24 protein-coding genes are annotated in these 22,583 nt (G+C 51.7%); 6 read left to right on the forward strand and 18 right to left on the reverse strand.

What is annotated here, in order from left to right; genetic code table 11:
* Nucleotides 1–68: 68 nt before the first annotated feature.
* From B6A39_RS01175 to B6A39_RS01185, 4 genes are all read right to left on the reverse strand, one after another.
* Nucleotides 69–917 (reverse strand): ChaN family lipoprotein, encoded by an 849-nt coding sequence (locus B6A39_RS01175; RefSeq protein WP_083000515.1) that lies wholly within the window; start codon nt 915–917, stop codon nt 69–71.
* Between the two features lie 12 nt (nt 918–929).
* Nucleotides 930–1,106: a DUF6435 family protein gene (locus B6A39_RS18855; RefSeq protein ID WP_156886185.1), complete on the reverse strand. Its 177-nt coding sequence runs from the start codon at nt 1,104–1,106 to the stop codon at nt 930–932.
* Nucleotides 1,107–1,330: 224 nt separating this feature from the next.
* Nucleotides 1,331–1,843 carry a YqiA/YcfP family alpha/beta fold hydrolase gene (locus B6A39_RS01180; RefSeq protein ID WP_083007824.1) on the reverse strand — a complete coding sequence of 171 codons (513 nt, stop codon included), beginning with the start codon at nt 1,841–1,843 and terminating at the stop codon, nt 1,331–1,333.
* Nucleotides 1,844–1,848: 5 nt separating this feature from the next.
* Complete coding sequence (locus B6A39_RS01185; RefSeq protein ID WP_083000516.1) at nt 1,849–1,983, reverse strand: entericidin A/B family lipoprotein; 135 nt, start codon at nt 1,981–1,983, stop codon at nt 1,849–1,851.
* A 1,071-nt stretch (nt 1,984–3,054) separates the two neighbouring features.
* Between B6A39_RS01185 and B6A39_RS01190 the strand changes: the two genes are divergently transcribed.
* Entirely contained in the window at nt 3,055–5,325 is a 2,271-nt protein-coding gene (locus tag B6A39_RS01190) for an acetate--CoA ligase family protein (protein ID WP_083000518.1), read from the forward strand.
* On the opposite strand, the gene B6A39_RS01195 is transcribed toward B6A39_RS01190, so the two are convergent.
* A complete protein-coding gene (locus B6A39_RS01195) occupies nt 5,310–5,849 on the reverse strand; it encodes a phosphatase PAP2 family protein (protein WP_083000521.1) in 540 nt (179 codons plus the stop codon). The two genes, B6A39_RS01190 and B6A39_RS01195, sit on opposite strands and share 16 nt — an antisense overlap.
* Entirely contained in the window at nt 5,812–7,023 is a 1,212-nt protein-coding gene (locus B6A39_RS01200) for a glycosyltransferase family 4 protein (protein ID WP_083000523.1), read from the reverse strand. Before B6A39_RS01200 ends, B6A39_RS01195 begins: the two co-directional genes overlap by 38 nt.
* A 459-nt stretch (nt 7,024–7,482) precedes the next feature.
* On the opposite strand from B6A39_RS01200, the gene B6A39_RS01205 reads away from it, so the two are divergent.
* Nucleotides 7,483–8,484, forward strand: coding sequence for a porin (locus B6A39_RS01205; protein ID WP_083000526.1), 1,002 nt, complete (start codon nt 7,483–7,485; stop codon nt 8,482–8,484).
* 151 nt (nt 8,485–8,635) lie between these two features.
* On the opposite strand, the gene B6A39_RS18860 is transcribed toward B6A39_RS01205, so the two are convergent.
* Nucleotides 8,636–8,776 carry a hypothetical protein gene (locus tag B6A39_RS18860; protein ID WP_156886186.1) on the reverse strand — a complete coding sequence of 47 codons (141 nt, stop codon included), beginning with the start codon at nt 8,774–8,776 and terminating at the stop codon, nt 8,636–8,638.
* A 76-nt stretch (nt 8,777–8,852) separates the two neighbouring features.
* Between B6A39_RS18860 and B6A39_RS01210 the strand changes: the two genes are divergently transcribed.
* On the forward strand, nt 8,853–10,475 hold the full coding sequence (locus tag B6A39_RS01210; protein ID WP_083000528.1) for a bifunctional metallophosphatase/5'-nucleotidase: 1,623 nt from the start codon (nt 8,853–8,855) through the stop codon (nt 10,473–10,475).
* 81 nt (nt 10,476–10,556) lie between these two features.
* Here B6A39_RS01210 and B6A39_RS01215 read toward each other — a convergent pair whose 3' ends face one another.
* From B6A39_RS01215 to ugpB, 8 genes are all read right to left on the reverse strand, one after another.
* On the reverse strand, nt 10,557–10,925 hold the full coding sequence (locus B6A39_RS01215) for a DUF1428 domain-containing protein (protein ID WP_083000530.1): 369 nt from the start codon (nt 10,923–10,925) through the stop codon (nt 10,557–10,559).
* Complete coding sequence (locus B6A39_RS01220) at nt 10,922–11,299, reverse strand: YciI family protein (protein ID WP_009723839.1); 378 nt, start codon at nt 11,297–11,299, stop codon at nt 10,922–10,924. The genes B6A39_RS01215 and B6A39_RS01220 overlap by 4 nt, the downstream gene beginning before the upstream one ends.
* Nucleotides 11,296–12,141 (reverse strand): VOC family protein, encoded by an 846-nt coding sequence (locus B6A39_RS01225; RefSeq protein WP_083000532.1) that lies wholly within the window; start codon nt 12,139–12,141, stop codon nt 11,296–11,298. The genes B6A39_RS01220 and B6A39_RS01225 overlap by 4 nt, the downstream gene beginning before the upstream one ends.
* Nucleotides 12,142–12,236: 95 nt before the next feature.
* Nucleotides 12,237–13,463, reverse strand: a complete 1,227-nt coding sequence (locus B6A39_RS01230; RefSeq protein ID WP_083000534.1) for an RNA polymerase sigma factor — start codon at nt 13,461–13,463, stop codon at nt 12,237–12,239.
* Nucleotides 13,464–13,603: 140 nt separating this feature from the next.
* On the reverse strand, nt 13,604–14,656 hold the full coding sequence (locus B6A39_RS01235; RefSeq protein ID WP_083000536.1) for a sn-glycerol-3-phosphate import ATP-binding protein UgpC: 1,053 nt from the start codon (nt 14,654–14,656) through the stop codon (nt 13,604–13,606).
* A 2-nt stretch (nt 14,657–14,658) separates the two neighbouring features.
* Entirely contained in the window at nt 14,659–15,501 is an 843-nt protein-coding gene (gene ugpE, locus B6A39_RS01240; RefSeq protein ID WP_030074162.1) for a sn-glycerol-3-phosphate ABC transporter permease UgpE, read from the reverse strand.
* Between the two features lie 31 nt (nt 15,502–15,532).
* Nucleotides 15,533–16,417 carry a sn-glycerol-3-phosphate ABC transporter permease UgpA gene (ugpA, locus tag B6A39_RS01245; RefSeq protein ID WP_083000538.1) on the reverse strand — a complete coding sequence of 295 codons (885 nt, stop codon included), beginning with the start codon at nt 16,415–16,417 and terminating at the stop codon, nt 15,533–15,535.
* Nucleotides 16,418–16,515: 98 nt separating this feature from the next.
* Nucleotides 16,516–17,841: a sn-glycerol-3-phosphate ABC transporter substrate-binding protein UgpB gene (gene ugpB / locus B6A39_RS01250; protein ID WP_083000540.1), complete on the reverse strand. Its 1,326-nt coding sequence runs from the start codon at nt 17,839–17,841 to the stop codon at nt 16,516–16,518.
* A 202-nt stretch (nt 17,842–18,043) separates the two neighbouring features.
* On the opposite strand from ugpB, the gene argE reads away from it, so the two are divergent.
* Nucleotides 18,044–19,213, forward strand: a complete 1,170-nt coding sequence (gene argE, locus B6A39_RS01255; RefSeq protein ID WP_083000542.1) for an acetylornithine deacetylase — start codon at nt 18,044–18,046, stop codon at nt 19,211–19,213.
* A 106-nt stretch (nt 19,214–19,319) separates the two neighbouring features.
* On the opposite strand, the gene B6A39_RS01260 is transcribed toward argE, so the two are convergent.
* Complete coding sequence (locus tag B6A39_RS01260) at nt 19,320–19,631, reverse strand: hypothetical protein (RefSeq protein ID WP_030074158.1); 312 nt, start codon at nt 19,629–19,631, stop codon at nt 19,320–19,322.
* Between the two features lie 154 nt (nt 19,632–19,785).
* On the opposite strand from B6A39_RS01260, the gene B6A39_RS01265 reads away from it, so the two are divergent.
* A complete protein-coding gene (locus tag B6A39_RS01265) occupies nt 19,786–20,259 on the forward strand; it encodes a YchJ family protein (RefSeq protein ID WP_083000544.1) in 474 nt (157 codons plus the stop codon).
* Nucleotides 20,252–20,551 carry a GIY-YIG nuclease family protein gene (locus tag B6A39_RS01270; protein WP_083000546.1) on the forward strand — a complete coding sequence of 100 codons (300 nt, stop codon included), beginning with the start codon at nt 20,252–20,254 and terminating at the stop codon, nt 20,549–20,551. Before B6A39_RS01265 ends, B6A39_RS01270 begins: the two co-directional genes overlap by 8 nt.
* Before the next feature lie 27 nt (nt 20,552–20,578).
* Here the strand turns inward: B6A39_RS01270 and B6A39_RS01275 are convergent, their stop codons facing one another.
* Nucleotides 20,579–20,983: a universal stress protein gene (locus B6A39_RS01275; protein ID WP_083000548.1), complete on the reverse strand. Its 405-nt coding sequence runs from the start codon at nt 20,981–20,983 to the stop codon at nt 20,579–20,581.
* Between the two features lie 85 nt (nt 20,984–21,068).
* Nucleotides 21,069–22,547 carry a Na+/H+ antiporter NhaC gene (nhaC, locus tag B6A39_RS01280; protein ID WP_083000551.1) on the reverse strand — a complete coding sequence of 493 codons (1,479 nt, stop codon included), beginning with the start codon at nt 22,545–22,547 and terminating at the stop codon, nt 21,069–21,071.
* Nucleotides 22,548–22,583 lie beyond the last annotated feature (36 nt).

Raw genomic sequence — 22,583 nt, forward strand, 5'->3', positions numbered from 1 at the left:
GGTAGCAAATAACCTGGTAGCGACCAATCTATTCGCAACCAATCTATTCGCAAACAAGCTGTTAGCGGTTAATCCGCCGCTGGCAGTAAAAAAACCGCATCTGCTAATGCAGGATCGGGTGGTTCACAGGCGTCTGTTGACCAGGGCAGTAAGCTGAAGGTGTGATCCACCCCTAGCCCATCAAGTTGATGTGGCACACCATCGTGATAAATGACATGGCCCAACCCCATTAAGCCAACGGCCAATTTACCCTCAGCGGCGGCGTTAGCCAGCCCTTCGGCCATAGCGACGTCCCAGCTAAGTTGAGCCTGTAAAAAGCGGTTCAGCATAGCGGGATCGTCGTCACCCATTGCATGCTGCTCAAAGACTTCTTTTAATCGCATTTCATAGCCATCACTTGGCGGTAACGGTGCAGGTATATGATGCCGCTGGTCGGCAGGCACGCTGCTAAAGCCGTCACGAGCTAAGCGCTGACGCAGTTCGGGAGTAATGTTTAGAGCAATCAGCGGAATCTGTTGAACACGCGCGAAATGGAAAATGGGTAAGTAAAGGTCAGCATCAAACCCCCAGGTTTCCTCCCAGCGTGACTTTTCCAACAGCTCTTCTTCGGATAACAAGCCTGCAACCCAATCATCAAGTACGGGTTGCGTTGCCCTGGGCAGCATTTCGAGCCCGATGACCATATCATCACGCAACGCGTGAAGCCCCGCTAGGGTGTGCAACTGCCAGCGGTGGTGGTCAACGTCATCATGTTGCTCGCCTAAGAGAACAACCTGGTGCTGTGTTGCTTGGGCCAAAACAGCGCTGTTAGCAACGACATGTTGCGATTGCCACCACTGGCCGGGAAGGGGGCAGCCAGCATGGGCTGCTAAAGGTAGCCAGCCTAGTGCCACGGCAGCGATGAAGTGGTGGCGCATGGGCGTTATGTCCTAGCGTTCTTCTGCTTTAAGGCGATTGATCTCAGTCAGAATAGCCTCTGCTTCTTCCGTTAATGTGGCGTTAGCTCTCATGTCACCATTGCGTGAAGCTTCCATTGCGGCCTGTAATTTACGCTCGTAATCTTGCTGGAGTTTTTTCTTGGGATCGCGCTTAAATAGATCAAACATGAGCATTCTCCTGTGACTTGTACACCATTTGTATAGCTTTGTTTGGCGTATGTCGACTATTTGTTGTAACACTTCGTTAGCAGAAGTGCGTTTACAGTCCACGTTGGGCTGAATAGCGCGGTTTTTAAGAGTAATGCCAGTCAGTTAAGGCTGACTGGTAATAGGCTTTAAGAACGCTATTGTCAAAGGCATCGTTTTTAATGACATCGTTTTTAATGACATCGCTATTGAAGACATAGCTCTAAAAACCGCTCGAAATCGGAAAGTATTGTATCGAGACTGTTCTGCAGGCGGTGATCATCGTCAATCATGCGTAGCGAAAGTCGCTGACAGCGGGCATGCTCAATGACTGGGCCGGGTGGCACGACATCATCTCGCCATCCATGAATGATATGCGTGTGTTGCGCTTGCAGTGTGATAGAGGTTTGCGGGTAATCTGGTAGGCCAAGGGCAGGGGCTAATAAAAAGCAGCCTAGCACGGGTTCATGAGCACTCACCGCTGCACTTAACCATCCGCCGAGGCTGGAGCCCGCCATAACGCAGTTAGCAAGCGTGTCGTTTCGCTCATCAATCACGGCAAGTAAATGCTCTAAACGCTCCTGCGGCTCCTTTAAACCACGGTAGTCCATGACGACGGGGACGCAGTTCTCAAACTTCTCAGCAACTCCTTTCAGCGCTTGCACCTTCAGGGCGCCAGGCCCGCTTTCCAGGCCGTGTGACAGGTAAACAGTCATCATGGCCATTAACTACTTGCAGAGCGCTGAATAGCTTCGCCGCCTCGTTCAATATCTTCGCCTGCGCCGCGAATAGTATTGCAGCCACTTATGACCAGAAGTGTCACCATCATCAATAAACTGATCGCCGTTGCACGCTTCATCGAATGAATCCTCATCAGCTGAGTGCTTGTAGAGCGGTTTTAGGTACGCTGTCATTAAAAATAATCGTTGCAAGCAGTTGGTGCCATCGTTTTCCCATCGTTTGAGCGCTTGCTGGCCGTGCGTTTTTGTCGCATGTGTCAGTTTTAGCCATGAAATAGCGACGTTTACCTCTGATCTTGGCACTGTTTATATATTTTAAGGCATTGTTATTTAAGTTTTTTTTAATTAAAGATGGCACTTGGCCTATTGTCTGCAACAACCTGACTATAGACGTAATGTTGTCACTTTTAATTTTTAAGTGAAATTGATCGCCAAAACGCTTCGCAGCAATTTGAGTAGTAATTATTTAGTAGTAATGAGTAAACAGCGTGAGCAGGCTGATAGGTAATTAGGGAAGGCATGGAGCCATATCAGTAAAAGGATGTGAAAGGACAATTAGCCTGCTCACCCTTATCAGTGTAAGGAAACGCTGATCATCACCGCCAGGGAATAGCATTGATGCAAAATCACCATCTCGTGAAAGCGGGGTGGTTTTTTTGCGTCAATTAATTCTTTTTAACACTTTGATTCTTATGAATATTTAACTTTGCCTGATTTTCTGGACAGCTTTTGTATCAATGGGCGTGACATTTTGGTCTATCCTCTGGTGTAAACCAAAATTCAGCGGTTAGAAGACGTCAACGTAGCAGCCGCACACTTCCAGGGACAAGCGCTATGGCGATGGTATTGATGTTATGCATGTTTGTGCTGTTTCTAGGGTTTTCGGGAGTCGGTCTTTACATGATGTTCAAGACATCATTTATGACCACAATAGAGGATCGTGACGACATGCCTCCCGATATGTGAGCCATCGACTACTTGTATTAAGATTTTCCACTAATGCCCGCTATTGCGGGCATTTTTGTTTGATGATGGCGACGTTTCCTTGCCATTTTCATCACCCATAAGGTCAAAAATTAAACAAAGTAAACTTGGCTTTTCTTCACTGTATACCTTAATACTCTATGTTATAAGAGTGTCCCGCATCGCTAAGCTGTTGTATCCGCTCGTTGATCGTTAGGTAAGCATTTATGTCTCAGAACCCACCCGCTGACCCTTCCTCAGCATCCAAGGCTTCGTCCTGTCATGTGCGTTTGGATCTTAGCGAGTTGCGCGCCACGCAGGGAGCAAGGGGGACGTTGGTGGAGCCAACGCTTACCTGCAGGGTCAAAATAAGTGGCAACATGGTACGCGCTGAATTACTGCATCAGCGGTTGCGCTTGATGGTACCGACACTTTGGCCTAGCCAGCCAATTTTGGAGGCACCGCCTGAGGTTTGGCCGCAGCATTTCATCGTCGCTGGCCAGCAGACTAGGTGGGTACAGGCATCACCAGATGACGTGGTTATGCACGAGACCCTTTGGGCGCTGGGCGAGTGGTTAGTTGCCTTAACGGTGGCTCTGCAGCGCACTGCTTACCAGTCTACCTATCAGGGGCAGGTGTTAGCCATTGAGAAAAATACGGTATTGATAGCCTTGCCATGGGCACGTTTGGCAACGGCGAAAGAGGCTTTGCGTTGGGCGGCACAGCACTTGATTGCGTGGTCAGCCACGGGTGGATCTGCGGATGATGAACCATGGCACAAGGACTTCCACGAGTGGTTAAAAAACGCTCAACAACGTGGCAATAATATCATTACCCAAGGTTTTATCATGGCGGCGCGGCAGCGCGAGCTGCCGGTCACTCGATTGTCGCCCGATGCTTTTCAGCTAGGCTGGGGGAGTGCTCAGGTGCACTGGGAGAGCTCTTGCTTCCGGGATTCAATGGTGGCCGGACGAATGGCCAATTATAAACACTTATCAACCCGGCGGCTTGAACAGGTCAGTATTCCTGTGCCGAAAACCCATGTGGTCACTACGCAAGAGGCTGCCGCACAAGCCGCTGAAATCTTGGGATACCCGGTTGTGGTTAAGCCCCTGAATAATGATCGTGGCGAGGGCGTCTTTTCCAACCTGCATAGCCAGGCTGAACTGATTAGTGCTTTTAAAAAGGCGGCAGAGTTTAGTTCGAATATTATTGTTCAGCGCCATGTGCAGGGTGAAGATTACCGTCTGCTCGTCGTCAACGGAAAATGCTTGGTTGTTACACGTCGTGACCCGGCAGCGGTGGTCGGGGATGGAAAGCATACTATTAAAGAACTGGTAGATATCGCCAACCAGGATCCTCGACGAGGTGATTCAACTCGCAGCTATCTGATTAAGTTGGCGTTGGACGATATCTCTCTTGAGGTGTTAGCACAGCAAGGTATCGAGGCAGATACCATTCCTGCAAGCGGTGAGAAAGTTCTCTTGCGCCAAATAGCTAATTTTTCTACCGGTGGCACGGTAGAAGATGTGACCGACCGAGTGCACCCTGATAATGCTCTGCTGGCCGTTCGTGCTGCTCGTGCCATTGGCTTAAGTATCGCGGGCGTGGATCTACTAATTTCTGACATTGAGCGTTCATGGCGCGAGGTGAACGGGCATATTATTGAAGTCAACGGTGGCCCAGGGCTTCGTTTGCATTGGCTGGGTAACCCGACGCGGGACCTTAACGGCGAAATTCTTGATCAAAGTCTCGGCAAACATCAGCTGAGAATTCCTACTGCCGCAGTGCTGGGCTTGGCCCGCAATGGTTGCGAAAATCCCGCCGCGCGAATTTGTCGAATGTTGCATCATTTACTTGTTGCTAACGATGGCAGCCCAGGGACTACTACATCACAAGGTGTTTTCATCAACAGTGAGCAAATCAGCACTCAAAGCTCTGTCTCTTCCGGAACAGTACCTGCGGCGTTGTGTGATGCCAGCGTTGATGCTGCTTTCTTCGAGCTATGGCCTACTCTATTGGAGGCATACGGCCACTTCTGTGATCGCTATGAGGTGCTGGCGCTGTACGAGGCGGATGAATCGCTTAGCAATAACGTGTCTGATTGTTTGGCCCGTGCTGGCCATTCAGTGGTGATTAATGCCGACTCAGAGAGTGTGCGGGCACTGCGTAAAGAGATATCGGCAGGCTGTCAATCAGTGTTGGTTTCTATCACCGCGGATAACCCTGACCTAGTCGCTCATCGTGCACAGGGTGGAGAAGGGCTCACCATTGCGTTTCACCAGGGAGCGCGCTGGATAGTGGCATGCCAAGGTAACGACGAGAAGCCACTGTTGTCAGTCAATGTCTTAAGCTACTTACATGATGCCTTGGGAGACGCTGGTTTACGCGAGGCGATGGTTGCGTTAGCGATTGCCCATGCCCTTGGTATGCGCTGGGAAAACCTGATTATGCCGATGGTCTCTTTCCCTTTGAAACAGCATTATCCCATCCAATAAAGGCTCAGTAGCGCAAAACCATAGCCCATCGCCGCGCCAGCAATGACATCACTGACATAGTGCAGTCCAAGCCCCACTCGTGAAATGGCGATCAGTAAGCTAAGAGGAATCACAATAGGTAGCAACCAGGGGGTATGAGCGGCGACTAACACGCTAAACATAACCGCATGCATGGTGTGACCACTGGGGAAACTGTATTTGTCTCGAGCAGGCTCGCCACAGTGGACGCCGCCTAGGTAGGTGATAAACGGACGTTCGCGACACAGCCGCGTTTTGACCAATTTATAAATAGCGACTGCGAATAGTGCGATGGCGCTGTACTGCATGATGCGCCAAGCGCCGTTAGGTTGTAACCAGGGCTGAGCAGCGATTAATAATACCCAGGCAGGCCAGTCTCCTAGCTTACTTGCCGTTTGCAGCGTTAGCCGCCAAGGGCGATAAAGCGTTAGGTGTGTTACCCGCTGGCAAAGCTGCCATTCAAAGACATCAAGACGATCGAATACGACAAGCGGACGCGGACGCATGGTGGGTCTCCTGAACGTTTTTTAAATAACGTAAAAGCTGCTCTGCGATTCCCGACCAGCTTTGCTCTAGCGCGCGTAGCCGAGCGACTCTACCTAGTCGGGCGTAGTCAGCAGGGTGTTGGCATAACGCGACGGCAGCCTGCTGAAAGGCAAGCGTATCGCCAGGGGGGACGGTGATGCCGTTATGCCCATTTTGGATCAGCTCAGCGCTGGCAGCATGGCGATAAGCCACGACTGCCAGCCCGCTGGCCATGGCTTCGGTCACCACATTTCCCCATGTTTCCGATTGAGAAGGGAAAATAAACATATCGGCACTGGCATAGTGACGTGCTAACGCGTGTTTATTCACAAAGCCGGTGAAGTGGGCGTCTGGTAGCGCTTTTTGCAACTGAGCGCGGCCTGGGCCATCGCCGACGATGACGTGTGCCATATCGGGGCGCACGTCACTCATGGCCTGCAGCGTTTCTTGTAGCAATGCCAGGTTCTTTTCCGGGGCTAAGCGTCCTACATACAGCGCTACCGGTTGATGTTCGCTAACCCCCCACTGTTTACGAAGGGTCTCGTCGCGGTGGGTTGGGGAAAAGTTATCGCCATCAATGCCTCGTGAGAGCACCTTTACAGCGTGGATATCCTGAGCGCGTAGTGCTTCAGCCTGCTGGTGAGTGGGCACAAGGGTAAGGTCACAACCGTTATGGAAGTAGCGTAAATATCGCCGTGTGGCAGCCGCTAGCCAGGGGACTCCATAATCATGGCAGTAGTGATCAAAGTTGGTATGCCATCCCGCCACCAAAGGTATGTTCAGTTGACGTGCTGCATGCCGAGCTGCCCAGCCCAGCGGACCCTGGGTTGCCAGGTAAATATAATTGGGACGCTGCTTCTGCCAGAAATGGCGAAGTTTTGAGGGACTGGCAAGGCCAATCTGCACATCGTTATAACCGGGTAGGGCTAGCCGCCGTACCTGAAGCTCTTGGGAAGGTTCTTGAGTAGGCTCTTGAAAAGGCCCTTTAGAAAGCTCTTGAGTAAGATTGTTAGTGCTAACAGCCATCTTGGATTTAGGGCGAATAACATCCACTGTTACCCCTAACTGCGTGAGTTCACGACATAGCCTATTCAAGGTATGCGCAACACCATTTATTTCTGGTGACCATGTTTCGCTAACGATACAGAGTCGCATGGGCGATCCATCCCTTTATCACGTTTTATCTCACTGTTTCATGCACTGTTTCATGCACTATGCGCAGTGACAGTGACACTGCCAAGACAGCCTAGTGAACATGAGATGACAGGCTGCCAGTTTTGTTGGTGATGTCCCAAGTGAAGGGATGATTGCTTAGCAGATAAAGATGTCGTTTAGATTGCAATTTTATAGTTATTATAAAAATTAGATAAAAAATAAAACTTTAAGGAGAATGAAATATAACACCTTTAAGGTAGCCAGCGACGAGGTAATCATCTCCTCGATTGTGCCTTCGCAATGCGCAATTAAAAACAAGTGAGAAGTTTTAATAATAATTTTTGTTTATCTAATTAGGCTTAGATCTAAAATAAACAAAATTATAATTATTTGGTATCTAGTTTAAATTGAAGTTGAAAGTGCTAATAAAAAGCACTAACTACCTTAATGGGATCAATTATGTTTAAAAAGACGACACTTGCTCTGGCTATTAGTGGTTTGTTGGGTGCCTCTGCTGCTCAGGCAGCGATGGTGTATGACCAAGACGGCACGACGCTGGATATCTACGGCCGCATCGCCATGGGGTTTGAGGGCGGTGGTGAAAAAGATGGCGTTGATAATGGAGAAGAATTCCGTAATTTTGGTTCTCGTTTGCGCTTTACAGCGGGCCACCAAATTAACGCCGACCTGCGAGCGTTTGCACGGGTAGAGTGGCGCTTTACTGGTGATGAGCGCAGCCGCCCGGGCTTTGACGAGGTGCGGAATAGTTACCTTGGTTTAGAGAGTAAACAGTACGGTACGTTCATGGCGGGTAACTACGACAGTTACTACGATAGCTACGTTATGACGCCGTTTGATGTGTATGTAGAGCGTGGCTATGAATTCGCTGGGGGTGGCCTTCAGGCGCGTGGCGACTCGATTGGCTATAAAACGCCTGAAATTAACGGTTTTCAGGCCGTTTTCTCAGCGAAACACTTTTCTGAGCGTGGGCTCACCGAAGCACAGCAGTCTAGCGACGGTAGCGTTATCGCCACCCAAGGTGGCGTCGTTTACGCGACAGGCCCCGTACGTTTAGCACTTGGCTATGTAGAAGATACCGTTCGTGGCGGTGGCAACGGCGAAACACGCTTTGGTACTACAGCCACGTACGATATTAATGACGCTTTTTCTGCGCGCTTAGGTTACGAAACCCGCGGTGACAGCGATACGCGGGGCGGCGGTTTTGACACGGTAGGCCTAGGTGGTAGCTTTGCCACCGGTGCTTGGACCTTCTATCTCGATTATTACAACATTGACGTAGATAACGCTGATAATGATCGTGACGCTTGGGCCGCTGCGGCGCACTACGATGTTTCTAAAAATCTTGATGTATTTGTCGAGCTAAATGATGCCAATCAAGATGCTATTAATGACTTCGAAGATGACCTTTATTACGCAGTAGGCGCACGCTATCACTTTTAAATGATAGATAGCTTCCTTAGCGTTTAATTAACTTATTAAGATCGTTTCGCCGATGTGCTAAAAGTACATCGGCTTTTTGCGTTATTCTGTCTATTATAATAGTCAAATGATTTTAGGAAGCGTGCATGGCATCCGCCTTGGTAAGGCGTGGTTAGTCTAAGGGTTTTTTTGCCGCTGGCGTCTGGCGCTTTTTCTCTCGACGACGCTGCTTGGCTAATGCGTTGCCGTTAGCCAGTTCCACTAAGTAGGCGATTTCTTCAGCGCTAAGCGGTTTGCGCGGTTGGTTTGCCATTGATGTCACCACTTTGTCAGGCCTTTATGGCACGCTAACGATGAACGATGACACCAATATGAAAGGAGCTATTAAGATGCGTTTTAGCTGCTATGGGATTGCGCTAGGGACAGCGTTGTTGATCACCGTTACTCCTGCCCTTGCTGACAACTACACCCTCACGTTGTTTCACACCAACGACTTGCATGGTCGCACAGATCAGTACCCGCAGCTGGTCACCACGCTAAACGAAGCGCGTGAGGCGTATGGTGAAGTATTACTGTTGGACGCGGGCGATATTTTTTCTGGAACGCTCTACTTTACTGAGTTTGCTGGCCAGGATGCTCTCGAATTTATGAACTTAATGGGCTATGACGCGTTTGTCCCAGGCAATCACGAATTTGACTTGGGCGATCCTGAAGAGGGGCACCAAGCGCTAGCCGCGTTTTTTGCGGATGCAGCGTTTCCTATTTTAGGCGCCAATTTGGATTTTTCGGCCGCGCCTGAATTTGCTGGCATGCTCGATGAGTCTATCAGCGGGGACCCGCAGTCAGGGGGGCTCTATGACGGTATTATTGTTGAGCACAATGGCGAGCCAATCGGCATCTTTGGGCTTAGTACCCAGGATAGCAAGACAATCTCGAGCCCCGGTCAAATCACGATCAGCGATTACCGCCAAGCGGCTGAGGCCATGGTGGCAAGCTTTGAAGAGCGAGGCGTTAATAAGATTATCGCCCTGACCCACCTGGGGTACGATAGTAACCCCAGCGTGGGCAACGACCTTTTGTTGGCTCAGCACGTAGAGGGAATCGATATCATTATTGGTGGCCACAGCCACACCCGCGTGTCGCCGCCTACGCTAATGACTGAAAACCATAAAGGAGAGCCCCAAGCACCGACAGTCATTGGGCAGGCGGGTGAGTATGGTCAGCATTTAGGTGTTATGCAGGTAACATTTGATACAGATGGTGTTGTTCAAGATGTCTCAGGCGAACTATTAGCGACCAGTGAGTATGATGCCGATACCGACGCGCTAGAGCGGCTTGAACCCTACACAGCGGCAATAGAAGAATTACGCGATACCCAGGTCGGTGCCACAGTAATGTCGGCACTGCCCAATCCACGTCATGGCAGCGGCGACTCGCGAAGCGTGCGTGCTAACGAAACCGCGCTGGGCAATTTGATCACCGATGCCCAGCTGTATGCCGCACGCAAAGTAGCGCCGGATACGATGCTGGCCATCCAAAACAGCGGCGGTATCCGTGAACCGGTCGAGACCGGCGATGTCTCTGTGGGCGATTTGATCGCCGTACAGCCGTTTGGTAACCGTTTGACGCTACTGGATGTTACTGGCGCTGAGCTACTCGAAACGTTCGAAATTGCCCTAACCAATGTGCCCGATGAGAATGGCGGATTTTTACAAGTGTCGGCAGGTGTTGAGCTGGTGTACGACAGCCGAGAGCCGGTAGGCGAGCGTGTGGTTAGCCTGACAATAACGCAGCAGGCTATTGACCCAGAACGCACTTACACCATCGCGACGAACAACTTTACTGCCGCTGGCGGCGATAGCCACGCAGTATTAGGGGCTGCTTACGAGGATGGCCGCAACACTATTGTTGGTAACACTGATTGGCAAATGCTGCGTGATTACCTAGTGTCGCTTGGGGAAGTAACTTACCAAGTGGAAGGGCGGATAGTAGATATTGCTGAAAGGGATTAGGTGAAAACAAGTCCCTGCAAAGAAGTCTCTGCAAAGAAGGGCTTTCGGGCCGTTTCTATTGAATGAAACGGCCCAGCGTTCTCACACAGTAATGATGCTTTCAAAGCCCCCATAAATAAGACGCTTACCATCAAAGGGCATGGGATTAACGTCCATTTGTAAACGTGGATCTTCCATGACTTTTGGCATAGCGACATCGCGTACCGCTTTGGAAGGCCATTCTATCCATGAAAAAATAACGCTTTCGTCGTTTTGGCGTTTAACCGCCATGGTGAACGAGGTGACCTCTCCTTCGGGAACATCGTCTTCCCAGCACTCCACCACTCGCAGTGCGCCGTACTCTTTGAACACGACGGCGGCAGCCCGGGCATGCTCAATAAATTCAGATTTATTATTGGTTGGCACGGCAGCGATGAAGCCATCGACATAGGGCGTGGCGGAAGTGTTCATGCTGTTTCTCCAGCGTTTGATTTCGGTGGGAGTTCTCGAGCGGGGCGTATTTCGATACTGCCGAATCGGGCAGGCGGGATGCGGCTAGCTAGCTGCAGTGCCTCATTCAAGTCGTGGGCTTCCAGCAGGTAGAAGCCAGCCAACTGCTCTTTGGTTTCGGCAAAGGGGCCGTCGGATACCAGTGTCTCGCCATCACGTACCCGCACGGTGGTTGCAGTCTCCGTTGGTTGTAATGGCTGCCCAGCGAGATAATTGCCGCTGGCGTTCAGGCGCTCGACCCCCGCGATACACTCCTGGTTGAGGTCGTGCCACTCCTGTTCACTCATGGAATTGATGATTTGCTCTTGGTAATACACTAGCGCAACGTACTTCATGGGACGTCTCCTTCGGTGGCTAAAGGACAGTTTTCTGACGAAACGTTAACCATCCAGTGAATGCCAAAGCGGTCGGTTGCCATGCCGAACCCAGGCGACCAGAAGGTGGCTTCGAAGGGCATAGTGATCTCGCCACCGTCCGCTAGGCGTGCGAACGTATTCGAGGCCTGTTCCTTATCTTGATACTCCAGCTGTACATGAACCCCTTGGGGAGCCATGTATTTCTCTGGGTCCATGTCGGCGCCCATTAAGCGTCGGCCACGCAGATTTAAAGAGGCATGGATAATGTGGTCATGGAGAGCAGGCGGGGTGTGTTCAGCGGCAGGCGTTTCAGCGTAAGTCATTAGGCATTCCAAATGACCACCAGTGACGTCGGCATAAAACTGCATGGCTTCACGGCAGGTGCCGGGAAAGGCAACATACACGTTCATTTCGTCCGGAATGCGGGCGTGGTGGCGGTGTTGTTCCAGGCCATCGCCCGGCTCGAAATCTTCCAGCGAAAAGTAACGCCTTAACTCAAGCGTCACATTGCCATCGGCATCCATGGCGGGCCACTGCTGAGCCCAATGAATGGCCTCTTCAAGTGTTGGCGCTTCTAGTACGCTGTAGCCTGCCATTCGTTCACTTGGCGGCGATAACGGGCCGGGGATGATGGTAGGCGAGCCATTCTCGAAACGAACCAGACATCCGTCGCTGGTTGGTCGAAGGCCATTGCCACTAACGAGCACTCCGGCCTTAATCATGCGTTCGTTATAGGCAGCCATGGCCGCTAGCATGTCCTGAGAAGGTAAGGTGCCATTTTCTGTACTGGCATCGGCACGGCGAATTAGCATGAATTTCATTGAGAGTCTCCTGGATGGTCAAGGGGTACTCTCACTAGTCGTTTAGGGCGAGCGAAAATCGACATAGCCAAACTGTTTTTTTATCAAATTTTTTATCAAGGCTGTTTTAGCTCAGACAGCCGCCTGAGCAAAAAGCGCTTCTCTGGATCAAGCGTCGTCAGCACAAGTGCCTGTTGATAAGCGCGTTGTGCTGCATCTTGTTGGCCTTGGCGGCGCAGTAAATCCGCTTGCGCAGCGTAAAATAAATAGTAGCGGGCCATTTGTGGGTGATGCGCTAACTCATCAAGAAGCTGCAAGCCGGTCGCCAGCGCACCATTCATAGCAATGGCCACTGCGCGATTCAGTGCCAGAATTGGTGAAGCGTTGCGGTGGCATAGGGCATCGTAGAGCCTAACGATTCTCCCCCAATCAGTCTGTTCGGCGCTGCTAGCCTGTGAGTGTTCCGCGGCAATCGATGCCTGAAGGGTGTAGTAGCCGGTTGGAGTGAGCGTCAGTGCCTGCTCAAGCCATTCGATGCCGCTACGAATGTCCTCTTGGTGCCACAAAGCTCTGTTTTGTTCGTCCAGGGTGACTAAGTCACCAGCGCTATCTTGGCGTGCATCGCGACGAGCATCATTAAGCCGCATCAGCGCCATCAATCCAAACACCTCGCCACTGGGTAGCAACTTTGCTAACGCCTCACCGAGGTGCATGGCTTCCTTCGTCAAACTGACATCAACGACATGGCTGCCCATGCTGCGTGAGTAGCCTTCGTTGAACACTAAATAGATAACCTGGAGTACATCTGGCAGGCGCTCGGGAAGTGCTTCGCTGTCAGGCACTGCGTAGGGAATACGGGCATCGCGAATTTTGCGTTTAGCGCGTACGATGCGTTGCGCGAGTGTAGAGGGTTTCATGAGTAACGCACTCGCCACCTGCTCGGTGGTGAGGCTGCACATTTCCCGTAGGGTTAATGCAACGCGAGCTTCCATGTTTAGGCTTGGGTGACAACAGGTGAACAACAGTCGCAGTGCATCGTCTTGGATCGACGCTGGTTCGAGATCCAGTGTCTCTTCAAGGGGTAGAAGCAAATGAGCTCGGCGGCGGGCCGTGCTGCGTTGACGAATCTGATTAATCCCACAGTGGTAGCCGGTACGAATTAACCACGCTTGAGGATTGTCGGGTGTACCGCTAATCGGCCATTGCTGAACTGCTGCCACAAATGCGTCCTGCATTGCTTCTTCGGCAAGTTCAAAATCCCCTAATAAGCGAATCAGGGTCGCCTGTACGCGCCGGGAATGATCGCGGTATAAGGTGTCGAGGCCATAACATGCTGTCTTCATAGACCAGTATTCATCACAGGGACCCATACGCTACTTATAAAAAATAGCTGAGCAGCGAGTCGTTGTTATTAGCTCAAACGTAGCGCATGAAGTCTCCGATGACGCTCTTTTCTTATATGTGCTTGTTTTCAGCAGCCATGTTAACCATCGGTGCGCTTTCTAGTGATGCTATTAAAAGGATGAAGGGCATCTCGGGTTACATAGAAGCGCAATGTTTCCCCTTCACGAACGGCTGGCTGGCCCGTGGTGCGAATCACCGTGGGTTGCTCGCTGTCGGCGAGATTAACGTAAAGATGGCTTTCCGCGCCTGCCGCTTCAAAGAGCATTAGTGTCGCGTCGATAGCTAGATGGGGTGCCTCGGGCGGGGTGAGGTGCATATCGTCTGGGCGAATGCCGAGAGTGTCGGTGCCTTCGGGAAGGTGTTCCAGCACGCCGCTGCTTTGAGTACGCAGATAATCCAACGGCAACATGTTCATTGCCGGGGAGCCAATAAATTCCGCAACGAACATCGTGGCCGGGCGGGCATAGATCTCCATCGGTGTGCCTACCTGCTCAATTTGCCCGGCATTTAGTACGACCAAGCGGTCTCCCAGGGTCATTGCTTCCAACTGATCGTGAGTGACATACAGGCTGGTGGTTTTTAGGCGACGTTGTAGCTGTTTAATCTCTACCCGCATTTGTACGCGCAGTTTGGCGTCTAGGTTGGAAAGCGGTTCGTCAAACAAGAAGGCTGAAGGCTCGCGGACCAGTGCTCGGCCCATCGCTACACGTTGGCGCTGGCCGCCGGAAAGCTTGCGGGGTTTGCGCTCCAGGAAGTCTTCAATCTCCAGCATCTTGGCCGCTAAACGCACGCGTTTATCAATGTCATCTTTTTTGAAACCTCGGTTCTTTAAGCCATAAGCGAGGTTGTTGTAGACGGTCATGTGCGGATAAAGCGCGTAGTTTTGGAACACCATGGCGATATCGCGCTCAGCGGGCTCTAGCTTATTCACTACCCGATCGCCAATTTTGAGCGTGCCTTCGGTGATGGTTTCAAGACCAGCGACCATCCGTAGCAGGGTCGATTTTCCACAACCGGATGGCCCAACGAGTACCACGAACTCACCGTCTTCAATCTGTAAGTCGATCCCTTTGACCGCAGCGACGTTGCCCGCATAGGTTTTTTTTAGCCCTTCCAGGGTAATGCTGGCCATCGTTATTTCTCCGTCTCGGTCAGGCCTTTTACAAACAGGCGTTGCATAAACAAAATCACCAGTACCGGCGGCAGGGCGGCCATTACCACGGCGGCCATAATCAAATGCCACTGGGGATTCTCTTCTGAGGTCATGCGCTGAATGCCCATCACAATGGTGTAGTAGTCAGGGTCGGTGGTGATCAGCAGTGGCCACAGGTATTGGTTCCAGCCATAAATGAACATGATCACAAACAGCGCCGCGATATTGGTAACGGATAGCGGCATAAGGATGTCTTTGAAGAACTTGAGTGGACCAGCACCATCGACTCGGGCCGCTTCCAGCATCTCTTCCGGAATCGTCATAAAGAACTGACGAAATAGGAACGTCGCCGTTGCCGAGGCAATCAGTGGGATTGAGAGACCCGCGAAGCTGTTCAACATATTGAGATCTGCGACGACCTGAAACGTCGGAATAATGCGTACTTCGACGGGCAGCATCAGCGTGATGAAAATTAGCCAAAAGAAGAACATCCGAAAACGAAAGCGGAAGTAAACAATCGCAAACGCCGACAGTAGCGAGATCGACAGTTTTCCTATGGTAATCGCCATGGCCATAACAAAACTGTTCCATAGCATCATGCCTGCTGGTGGGGCACCTGCGTTGGAAACGCCGGACTGCCACATGCGGGTAAAGTTCTCGATACCATGAGCGCCGGGTAGCATCGGCAGCGTGCCGCGTAGCAAATCGCCCGGTGCCTGGGTAGACGCCACGAGTGCAACGTACACAGGGAACACTACCACTGCGACACCAATCATTAACGTCAGGTGAGCAAAAAAATTCGCCCAGGGTCGGTTTTCAACCATTGAAAGTCTCCCAAACAATTAGCCAGCGGTATTAGTAGTTCACGCGGCGCTCAATAAAGCGGAACTGCACTACCGTAAGTGCGACCACAATGGCCATTAAAATCACTGACTGAGCGGCCGAAGAACCTAAGTTCAAGCCTACGAAGCCATCGGCGTAGACCTTATAGACCAGTGTGTTGGTCGCCTGAGCAGGGCCGCCTTGGGTAGTCGCGTGAATAATGCCGAATGTATCGAACATGGCGTAAACCACGTTAACCACCATCAAGAAGAAGGTCGTTGGCGTCAGCAGCGGGAAAACAATGGTCCAGAAGCGCTTCATGGGGCTTGCGCCGTCAATAGCCGAGGCTTCGATCAGTGATTGAGGGATCGACTGTAAGCCAGCGAGGAAGAACAGGAAATTATAAGAAATCTGCTTCCAGGCCGCGGCAAAAATCACCAGCATCATGGCGTCTGCGCCCGAATTACGGTGGTTCCACTGGTAGCCGACCATGTCCAGTATGTAAGGCACAATGCCAATCGACGGGTTGAAGATAAACCACCACAGCACACCGGCAATGGCAGGTGCAATTGCATAGGGCCATACCAGCAGCGTGGTATAGGTACTGCGTGAGCGGATCATGCGGTTAACCGTGCTCGCTAACAGCAGCGCAACGGACATGGAAAGCAGCGTGGTACCTACCGCAAACACCACTGTCACTGAGAGCGAATTAAGATAAGCGCCATCGCGAAAGAGTCGCGCAAAGTTTTCCAAGCCCACAAAGGTGGTGCGTAGCCCAAAGGCGTCTTCCCGCAGCAGTGATTGGTAAAGCGCTTGACCGGCAGGCCAAATAAAGAAAATCAGCGTGACAATGACCTGAGGAGCCAGCAGGGCGTAGGGCAAAAAACGCCCTGGGAAGGTCATGCGTTTGGTTTGCATAGGCGACGTATCCTGCGTCTATAAACGGCACCAATAAGTGGGGCACTTAAAAAAAGGCTCGCCGCCTGCCAGGGGCAGGCGGCGGAGCGGGTGCTTACTTACTGGTTGGCTGATTGGAAGTCGCGTAGCAACTGATTACCACGTTCAACCGCTGAATCGGCAGCCTCTTGGCCAGATTTAGCGCCAGTCATCACGGCTTCCATCTCTTCGGAGATGATGTCGCGGATCTGTACAAAGTTACCAAACCGCAGGCCCTTTGAGTTTTCAGTCGGTTCGTTTAGTGTCATCTGCTTCAGCGAAATATCGGCACCTGGATTCTCATCGTAGTAGCCCTGCTCTTTACTTAAGTCCCATGCTGCTTGAGTGATTGGCAGGTAACCGGTTTGCTGGTGCCACTCTGCTTGTACCTCAGGCTGTGAGAGGTACTCAAAGAAGGCGGCAACGGCTTCATACTCGTCATCGGTATGGCCTTGAAGTGCCCACAGGGTGGCACCGCCAATGATGGAGTTCTGTGGCGCGCCATCTACGTCGTCATAGTAGGGCTGCATACCGAAACCGACTTCAAAGTCGGAATTAGCAGCGACATCCGCACGTGATGCAGAAGAGCCAAAGAAAATCGCACACTCTTGTGAGTAAAACAGCGGTTCAGAGTCTGGCCCGGAACCAGGGCCGCCCCACTTAAAGGCATCCGCATCCTGCCACGTCTTTAAATTATCCCAGTGGCGGGCTACCAGTTCATTGTTGAAGTTGAACTCTGTTTCTATCCCGCCAAAACCGTTTTCTAACGTCCCTAGCGGAGAGTTGTGCATGGCAGAGAAGTTTTCCAGCATGACCCAGCTTGGCCATGAGGTGGTGAAACCACAGTTGGCAGCGCCCGACTCGGTGATTTGAGTTGCGTATTCCGCGACTTCATCCCAGGTTTGTGGCGGCTGTTCAGGGTCTAAACCTGCTTCCTCAAACACGTCACGGTTGTAATACATAATGGGCGTTGAGGAGTTGAACGGGAACGACAACATGTTGCCGTTTGTGTCGGTGTAGTAACCGACTACCGCCGGCAGGAAAGCGTCACGATCAAATGCACGGCCATGATCCTCCATGAGCTGATACACCGGATAAATGGCGCCATCAGCATTCATCATGGTACCTGTGCCGACTTCGAAGACCTGCAGAATATGAGGCTGCTCGCTTGCACGGAACGCCGCAATGGCACCGGTCATCGTTTCGGTATAATTGCCACGATAGCTAGGCGTTACGCGGTAATCATCCTGGGAGGCGTTAAACTCCTCCGTCATTTCTTCAAGGATTTCACCAAGCTGGCCTCCCATGGCGTGCCACCAAGTCACTTCAGTCGCTGAATGGGCAGAAAGGCTAAACGTGGCGGTCGCCACCCCTAGGGTAAGCGCGTGCAATGTGAAACGAGACATAACGGCTCCTTGTGGGTCGTTCGCAGTACATTTGTTAAGTTTTTTGGGTGCACTGAACAGTAGAAAGTGTAGATGACGTTTTCATGAATGCACGATGAACTCGACGTGACAGTCAACGTTTAGTTGGCAGTAAGTCTGCCAAGTAGGAAAAGGCGAATGGCGGTGATAGGGTAATATCAAGAGATTAACTAGCGAGAGCAGAATGACTGACGTGACCACCTTACTGGCGAAGCTAGTATCATTCGATACCACCTCAAGTGGATCAAATTTAGCCTTAATTGAATTTGTTGAGCATTATCTAGCTGATTATGGTGTTGCTTCAGAGCGGGTGATGAGCCCGTGTGGAACCAAAGCCAACCTGATTGCCCGCGTAGGCCCTGTTGCCCCTGGCGGCGTGATGCTTTCTGGCCATACCGACGTAGTGCCTGTGGCCGGTCAGCCATGGTCGAGTGACCCGTTTACCTTGCGTGATGGCGGCGATGGCCGTCTTTACGGGCGTGGCACCTGTGATATGAAAGGCTTCATTGCCTGTGCGTTAGCCATGGTGCCTACCTGGGTCAATGCGTCACTTAAGCAGCCTATCTATTTTGGGTTTTCTTACGACGAAGAAATTGGCTGTGTGGGCGCGCCGAGTCTTATTAAACGCTTTTACGAGCACTACTCCACCACCGCCCACGTCATTGTTGGCGAACCTACCAGCATGCAGCCTGTGGTCGCGCAAAAAGGCGCAACGAATCTGCGCACTACCGTGATTGGCCAGGAGGCCCACAGTAGCCAAGTGAATCAAGGCACGTCAGCTATCCATGTTGCGGCAAGGCTCGTCACGTTTATTGAAGACACGATGGCGGCATTAGTGGAAGAGGGGCGCGTTGACGAGGCATTTAATGTGCCCCACACCAGTCTGCATGTAGGCAAGATAAAGGGCGGTACAGCAATCAATATTATGGCGCGGGAGTGCCAGTTCGAGTGGGAAATTCGTCACCTGCCCACGGACACCTTCGACGAGATATACGCGCGCTTTAAGACTTATTGCGACCAGCTAAGCGTTGAGCTGCAGGCCAAAGGCAAGCACGTTGAAATTACCACCGAGCCGCTAAACGTGACCGTACCGGGCTTGGCCGACCGCGAAAACGACCAGGTGCTTCGCTTAGCCAAAAACCATTTGCCAGCAGGGTGCTGCGACCATGCGGTGGCTTACGCTACGGAAGCGGGGCAGTTCCAAGGCCAAGGCTTGCAGACAATAATTCTTGGCCCTGGCAGCATTGCCCAGGCGCATCAACCCGATGAGTATATTGAGACGGCTCAACTGCATGAATGCACGGCGTTTATGCAGCGATTAGGGCAGGCCTTAGAAACACCCTATTCGGGATGATGGCTGCTAATGAGTCTTTAATATAAATAGCGCACAATAAAAAACACCCGCCAATGGTTAAACAGGCGGGTGTTTTTCTAAAACGTTGCTGCGTTGCTTATTACGACTAATGCTGATGTTGCTCTTCGTAAAGCTCTGCTTTCGCATGGCGCATCACATCTTCGCAGGCCTGTTGGCGGGCAAGTTGGGTCAGCAGTCGCTGAGTCACCTCAAACCCTTTCCCCAAACAGGTATCAACTTCGTCTCGGCTAACGTGCGGAGAGACGTTATAGTCGATTTTTACCGTACGGCCACCGCCTTCAAGTCGATCGGCGATTTGTCTAAGCCGCCACGCGATTCGCTCTTTCCAGGTTGCTGATTCTACCGCGCCTTCGTTTACGCTAAACGTGCACTGCCATTCGGGTTTGTAAACCTTCATAGGAGAACCTCCACTGCGTTTGGAAAGAATGATCGATCGTGTGTCGTACTCCGTCTGTCTGATGATGTAGCTCTGGTACTATACCTAACTCTTTGCCAATACCGAAACAAAACGTATACCAAGTCTATAAACCAAAGAATACAGAGTCTTCAATATGACGCTTTCAACGCCAGCCTCAACGTCAAGCAACTGCCCGTGCGGCAGTGGCGCTGCATTCACGGCGTGTTGCCAACCTTATCATCAAGGTGCAACGGCACCGACGCCTGAAGCGCTAATGCGTTCACGTTATACGGCATTTGCGTTGAATAGCCACGACTACTTACTCACTACTTGGCACGCATCAACGCGGCCAGCGCAGCTGCAGCCTGACCCAGGCGCCCAGTGGAAAGCACTCACGATTGTGGCGGCATCGCCAGCAAAAGAAGGGCAGGGCACGGTACATTTTTTGGCTTATTTCCGTGAACAAAACCGCTGGCATGTGCTGGAAGAAAACTCACGGTTTGTGTTTGAAGATGGGCGCTGGTGGTATGTGGATGGCGTGCCGACCATCGAGCGCCTTAAACCACGGCGAAACGAGCGCTGCCTATGTGGTAGCGGTCGAAAAATAAAGAGTTGTTGCGGTGAGTAGTATAAATACCGATACCCAATGGTTCCTTTACTTACTTGAGTGCAAGCGTGGCACCTATGTGGGAATTACCAATAACCTAGCGAAACGTTACCAAGCGCACTGCGATGGTAAAGGTGCCCGCTATACCCGAGCGAATCCACCGATAGCACTGCTCGGCGCGCAACCTTTCGCAGATCGTGCCGAGGCCAGCCGCGCTGAATATGCGCTGAAGCGCCAAACGCCAAGTCGAAAACGGGAATGGGCCACTCAGTGGCCGATTAGCGATTTTTCCAGCTCGGCGTTGGATAGGTAACTTTTGCAGTTGACCGAATGACCGTATCTACCGAACTACCGTGACAGTACACACTGCCTGGCGCACAACATTTAAGGCGGTGGAGCCCATAAAGTGGTCAGGGAAGCCGGGGCGGTTAGAGGAAATAATGATGCAGTCGACGCCGTTGCGTTTGGCAAACTTGACCACCTGATGGGCGGCATTGCCTTCCACAACATGAATCTCGTAGCTTTCGTCGCCAATTTTCTTACGAATACCGTCCTTAATGCGCTGCGCAGTGGTTTCGCGGTAATCACTAGGCAGTGATGGAGCGATATAAGGGGGAATACGCTCCATCACCGAAATGATCTGTATGGTGCTGTCCGCGTCTGCCAGCTTGCGTGCCACGTCGATTTTTTGCAGCACATTGGAGTTATTGTCTGCCGCCGTGGTGATTAGAATATTCTTATACATGTTGCGTGCCCTCAGGTTGATAGGCGGTGGTGCGAGGCGACAAAGTGGCCGCCTCTGGCCACGTGTTGGTCTGATAGGTGGCGATCTACTTCGCTAGCTCGGCTTGCGGCAGACGTTCGGTGTATGGAGGATTGTAGGTGTTGACGTCGTTACGCTCGCCTTCACGCCAAATGCAGATATTGAACAGGCCATACACAATGGCAATCACGGGGGTGATAATGGCGAGGAAGGTCCAACCCATGTAATCCCACGCGGACACGCCGAGTACGCCCATGTAGTAAGCACCGCCTAGCCCCCAAGGAACCAGCGGTGAGGTCACCGTGGCCGAGTCTTCACAGGTGCGCGAGCATACCGATGGCAGAATCTTTAGCTTGCGGTAGGCGGGTACGAACATGCGCCCTGGAATAATAATGGCAATATACTGGCTGGCCGAGAACAGGTTGGTGGCTAATGATGAGACAACGTGGGTAACGATTAGCCCGCGTGAATTACTGACCAGTTTGCCCATCTTTTCCAATAACACTTCGAGCATCCGGGTTTTCTCTAGTAGGCCGCCCAGGCTAAGCCCGATAAAGCCCAGCGAGATCGTCCACATCATGCCTTGCAAACCACCACGACTTAATAGGCTATCAACGGCTTCAACACCGGTTTCCGATACATAGCCGTAGTTCATGTAATTCATCATGCTGCCCAGTCCGACGCCTTGAGTGGCGACAGCAAGTCCCGCCCCTAATAGGCTGCCAATGACCATGACTGCCAGGGCGTTGATGCGCCGATAGGCCAAAACAACCACCACCAGTGGCGGCAAGAAGGCGAGCAGCCCCACTGAGAAATTATCGCTGATGCCTGCTAGCAGTTCAGCGGTGCGGGAAATATCAGCGCCTTCGCCGTCAAACTGCATACCGATAAAAAAGAACAGAATAATGGTAATGATTAGCGCAGGGCCGGTGGTGTAGAACATCGAACGGATGTGGTCGAACAGGTTGGCCTCGGCAACCCCAGCAGCGAGGTTGGTGGAGTCTGATACCGGTGAAATCTTGTCACCAAAGATAGCGCCGGAAATAACTGCGCCTGCTGTCATTGCTGGTGAAATGCCTAGCCCGCTGCCGATGCCGATAAAGGCAACGCCGAAGGTGGCGGCAGTGGTCCATGAGCTGCCGGTGACCAGTGATGCAACAGCACACACGATGACGGCCGTGACCAGAAAATAGGAGGGATTGATCAGTTGAAGGCCATAATAAATCAGAGAGGGAATTGTGCCGGAGGCAATCCAGCTGGCAACTAGCACACCGACCATCATCAAGATCAGCATGGGTAGCATGGCGATTTCGCAGCCATACAAGATGCCTTTCTGAACATCCTGCCAGCTGAAGCCGGAATACAGCGCGATGATGGCGCAGACCACAATGGCAAAGATCAGCGAGATATGGGTGACCCAATCTTCACCAAGTAAAAAGATCTGCGCAAACATCATGAAGCATAAGAAACCGATGCCAATGATGGCGCCCCAAAACGAGGGTCGTTTGTTTTCGTCGTTCGTTGTTGTTGACGTTGTCGTCGACATTATTGTTCTCCTTATAAGGAGTTAGTGTTATTTGCC

This window comes from Halomonas sp. GT, assembly GCF_002082565.1.
Taxonomy (GTDB): Bacteria; Pseudomonadota; Gammaproteobacteria; order Pseudomonadales; family Halomonadaceae; genus Vreelandella.

Excerpts from the sequence above, each read along its gene's own strand:
- B6A39_RS01230 (WP_083000534.1), bottom strand. The coding sequence starts at position 13,463 with ATGAAGACAGCATGTTATGGCCTCGACACCTTATACCGCGATCATTCC.
- B6A39_RS01260 (WP_030074158.1), bottom strand. The coding sequence starts at position 19,631 with ATGAAGGTTTACAAACCCGAATGGCAGTGCACGTTTAGCGTAAACGAA.
- B6A39_RS01175 (WP_083000515.1), bottom strand. The coding sequence starts at position 917 with ATGCGCCACCACTTCATCGCTGCCGTGGCACTAGGCTGGCTACCTTTA.
- B6A39_RS01180 (WP_083007824.1), bottom strand. The coding sequence starts at position 1,843 with ATGATGACTGTTTACCTGTCACACGGCCTGGAAAGCGGGCCTGGCGCC.
- B6A39_RS01225 (WP_083000532.1), bottom strand. The coding sequence starts at position 12,141 with ATGAAATTCATGCTAATTCGCCGTGCCGATGCCAGTACAGAAAATGGC.
- ugpE (WP_030074162.1), bottom strand. The coding sequence starts at position 15,501 with ATGGTTGAAAACCGACCCTGGGCGAATTTTTTTGCTCACCTGACGTTA.
- B6A39_RS01265 (WP_083000544.1), top strand. The coding sequence starts at position 19,786 with ATGACGCTTTCAACGCCAGCCTCAACGTCAAGCAACTGCCCGTGCGGC.
- B6A39_RS18855 (WP_156886185.1), bottom strand. The coding sequence starts at position 1,106 with ATGTTTGATCTATTTAAGCGCGATCCCAAGAAAAAACTCCAGCAAGAT.
- argE (WP_083000542.1), top strand. The coding sequence starts at position 18,044 with ATGACTGACGTGACCACCTTACTGGCGAAGCTAGTATCATTCGATACC.
- B6A39_RS01185 (WP_083000516.1), bottom strand. The coding sequence starts at position 1,983 with ATGAAGCGTGCAACGGCGATCAGTTTATTGATGATGGTGACACTTCTG.
- B6A39_RS01205 (WP_083000526.1), top strand. The coding sequence starts at position 7,483 with ATGTTTAAAAAGACGACACTTGCTCTGGCTATTAGTGGTTTGTTGGGT.
- ugpB (WP_083000540.1), bottom strand. The coding sequence starts at position 17,841 with ATGTCTCGTTTCACATTGCACGCGCTTACCCTAGGGGTGGCGACCGCC.
- B6A39_RS01215 (WP_083000530.1), bottom strand. The coding sequence starts at position 10,925 with ATGAACACTTCCGCCACGCCCTATGTCGATGGCTTCATCGCTGCCGTG.
- ugpA (WP_083000538.1), bottom strand. The coding sequence starts at position 16,417 with ATGCAAACCAAACGCATGACCTTCCCAGGGCGTTTTTTGCCCTACGCC.
- B6A39_RS01220 (WP_009723839.1), bottom strand. The coding sequence starts at position 11,299 with ATGAAGTACGTTGCGCTAGTGTATTACCAAGAGCAAATCATCAATTCC.
- B6A39_RS01210 (WP_083000528.1), top strand. The coding sequence starts at position 8,853 with ATGCGTTTTAGCTGCTATGGGATTGCGCTAGGGACAGCGTTGTTGATC.
- B6A39_RS18860 (WP_156886186.1), bottom strand. The coding sequence starts at position 8,776 with ATGGCAAACCAACCGCGCAAACCGCTTAGCGCTGAAGAAATCGCCTAC.
- B6A39_RS01190 (WP_083000518.1), top strand. The coding sequence starts at position 3,055 with ATGTCTCAGAACCCACCCGCTGACCCTTCCTCAGCATCCAAGGCTTCG.
- B6A39_RS01200 (WP_083000523.1), bottom strand. The coding sequence starts at position 7,023 with ATGCGACTCTGTATCGTTAGCGAAACATGGTCACCAGAAATAAATGGT.
- B6A39_RS01235 (WP_083000536.1), bottom strand. The coding sequence starts at position 14,656 with ATGGCCAGCATTACCCTGGAAGGGCTAAAAAAAACCTATGCGGGCAAC.
- nhaC (WP_083000551.1), bottom strand. The coding sequence starts at position 22,547 with ATGTCGACGACAACGTCAACAACAACGAACGACGAAAACAAACGACCC.
- B6A39_RS01275 (WP_083000548.1), bottom strand. The coding sequence starts at position 20,983 with ATGTATAAGAATATTCTAATCACCACGGCGGCAGACAATAACTCCAAT.
- B6A39_RS01195 (WP_083000521.1), bottom strand. The coding sequence starts at position 5,849 with ATGCGTCCGCGTCCGCTTGTCGTATTCGATCGTCTTGATGTCTTTGAA.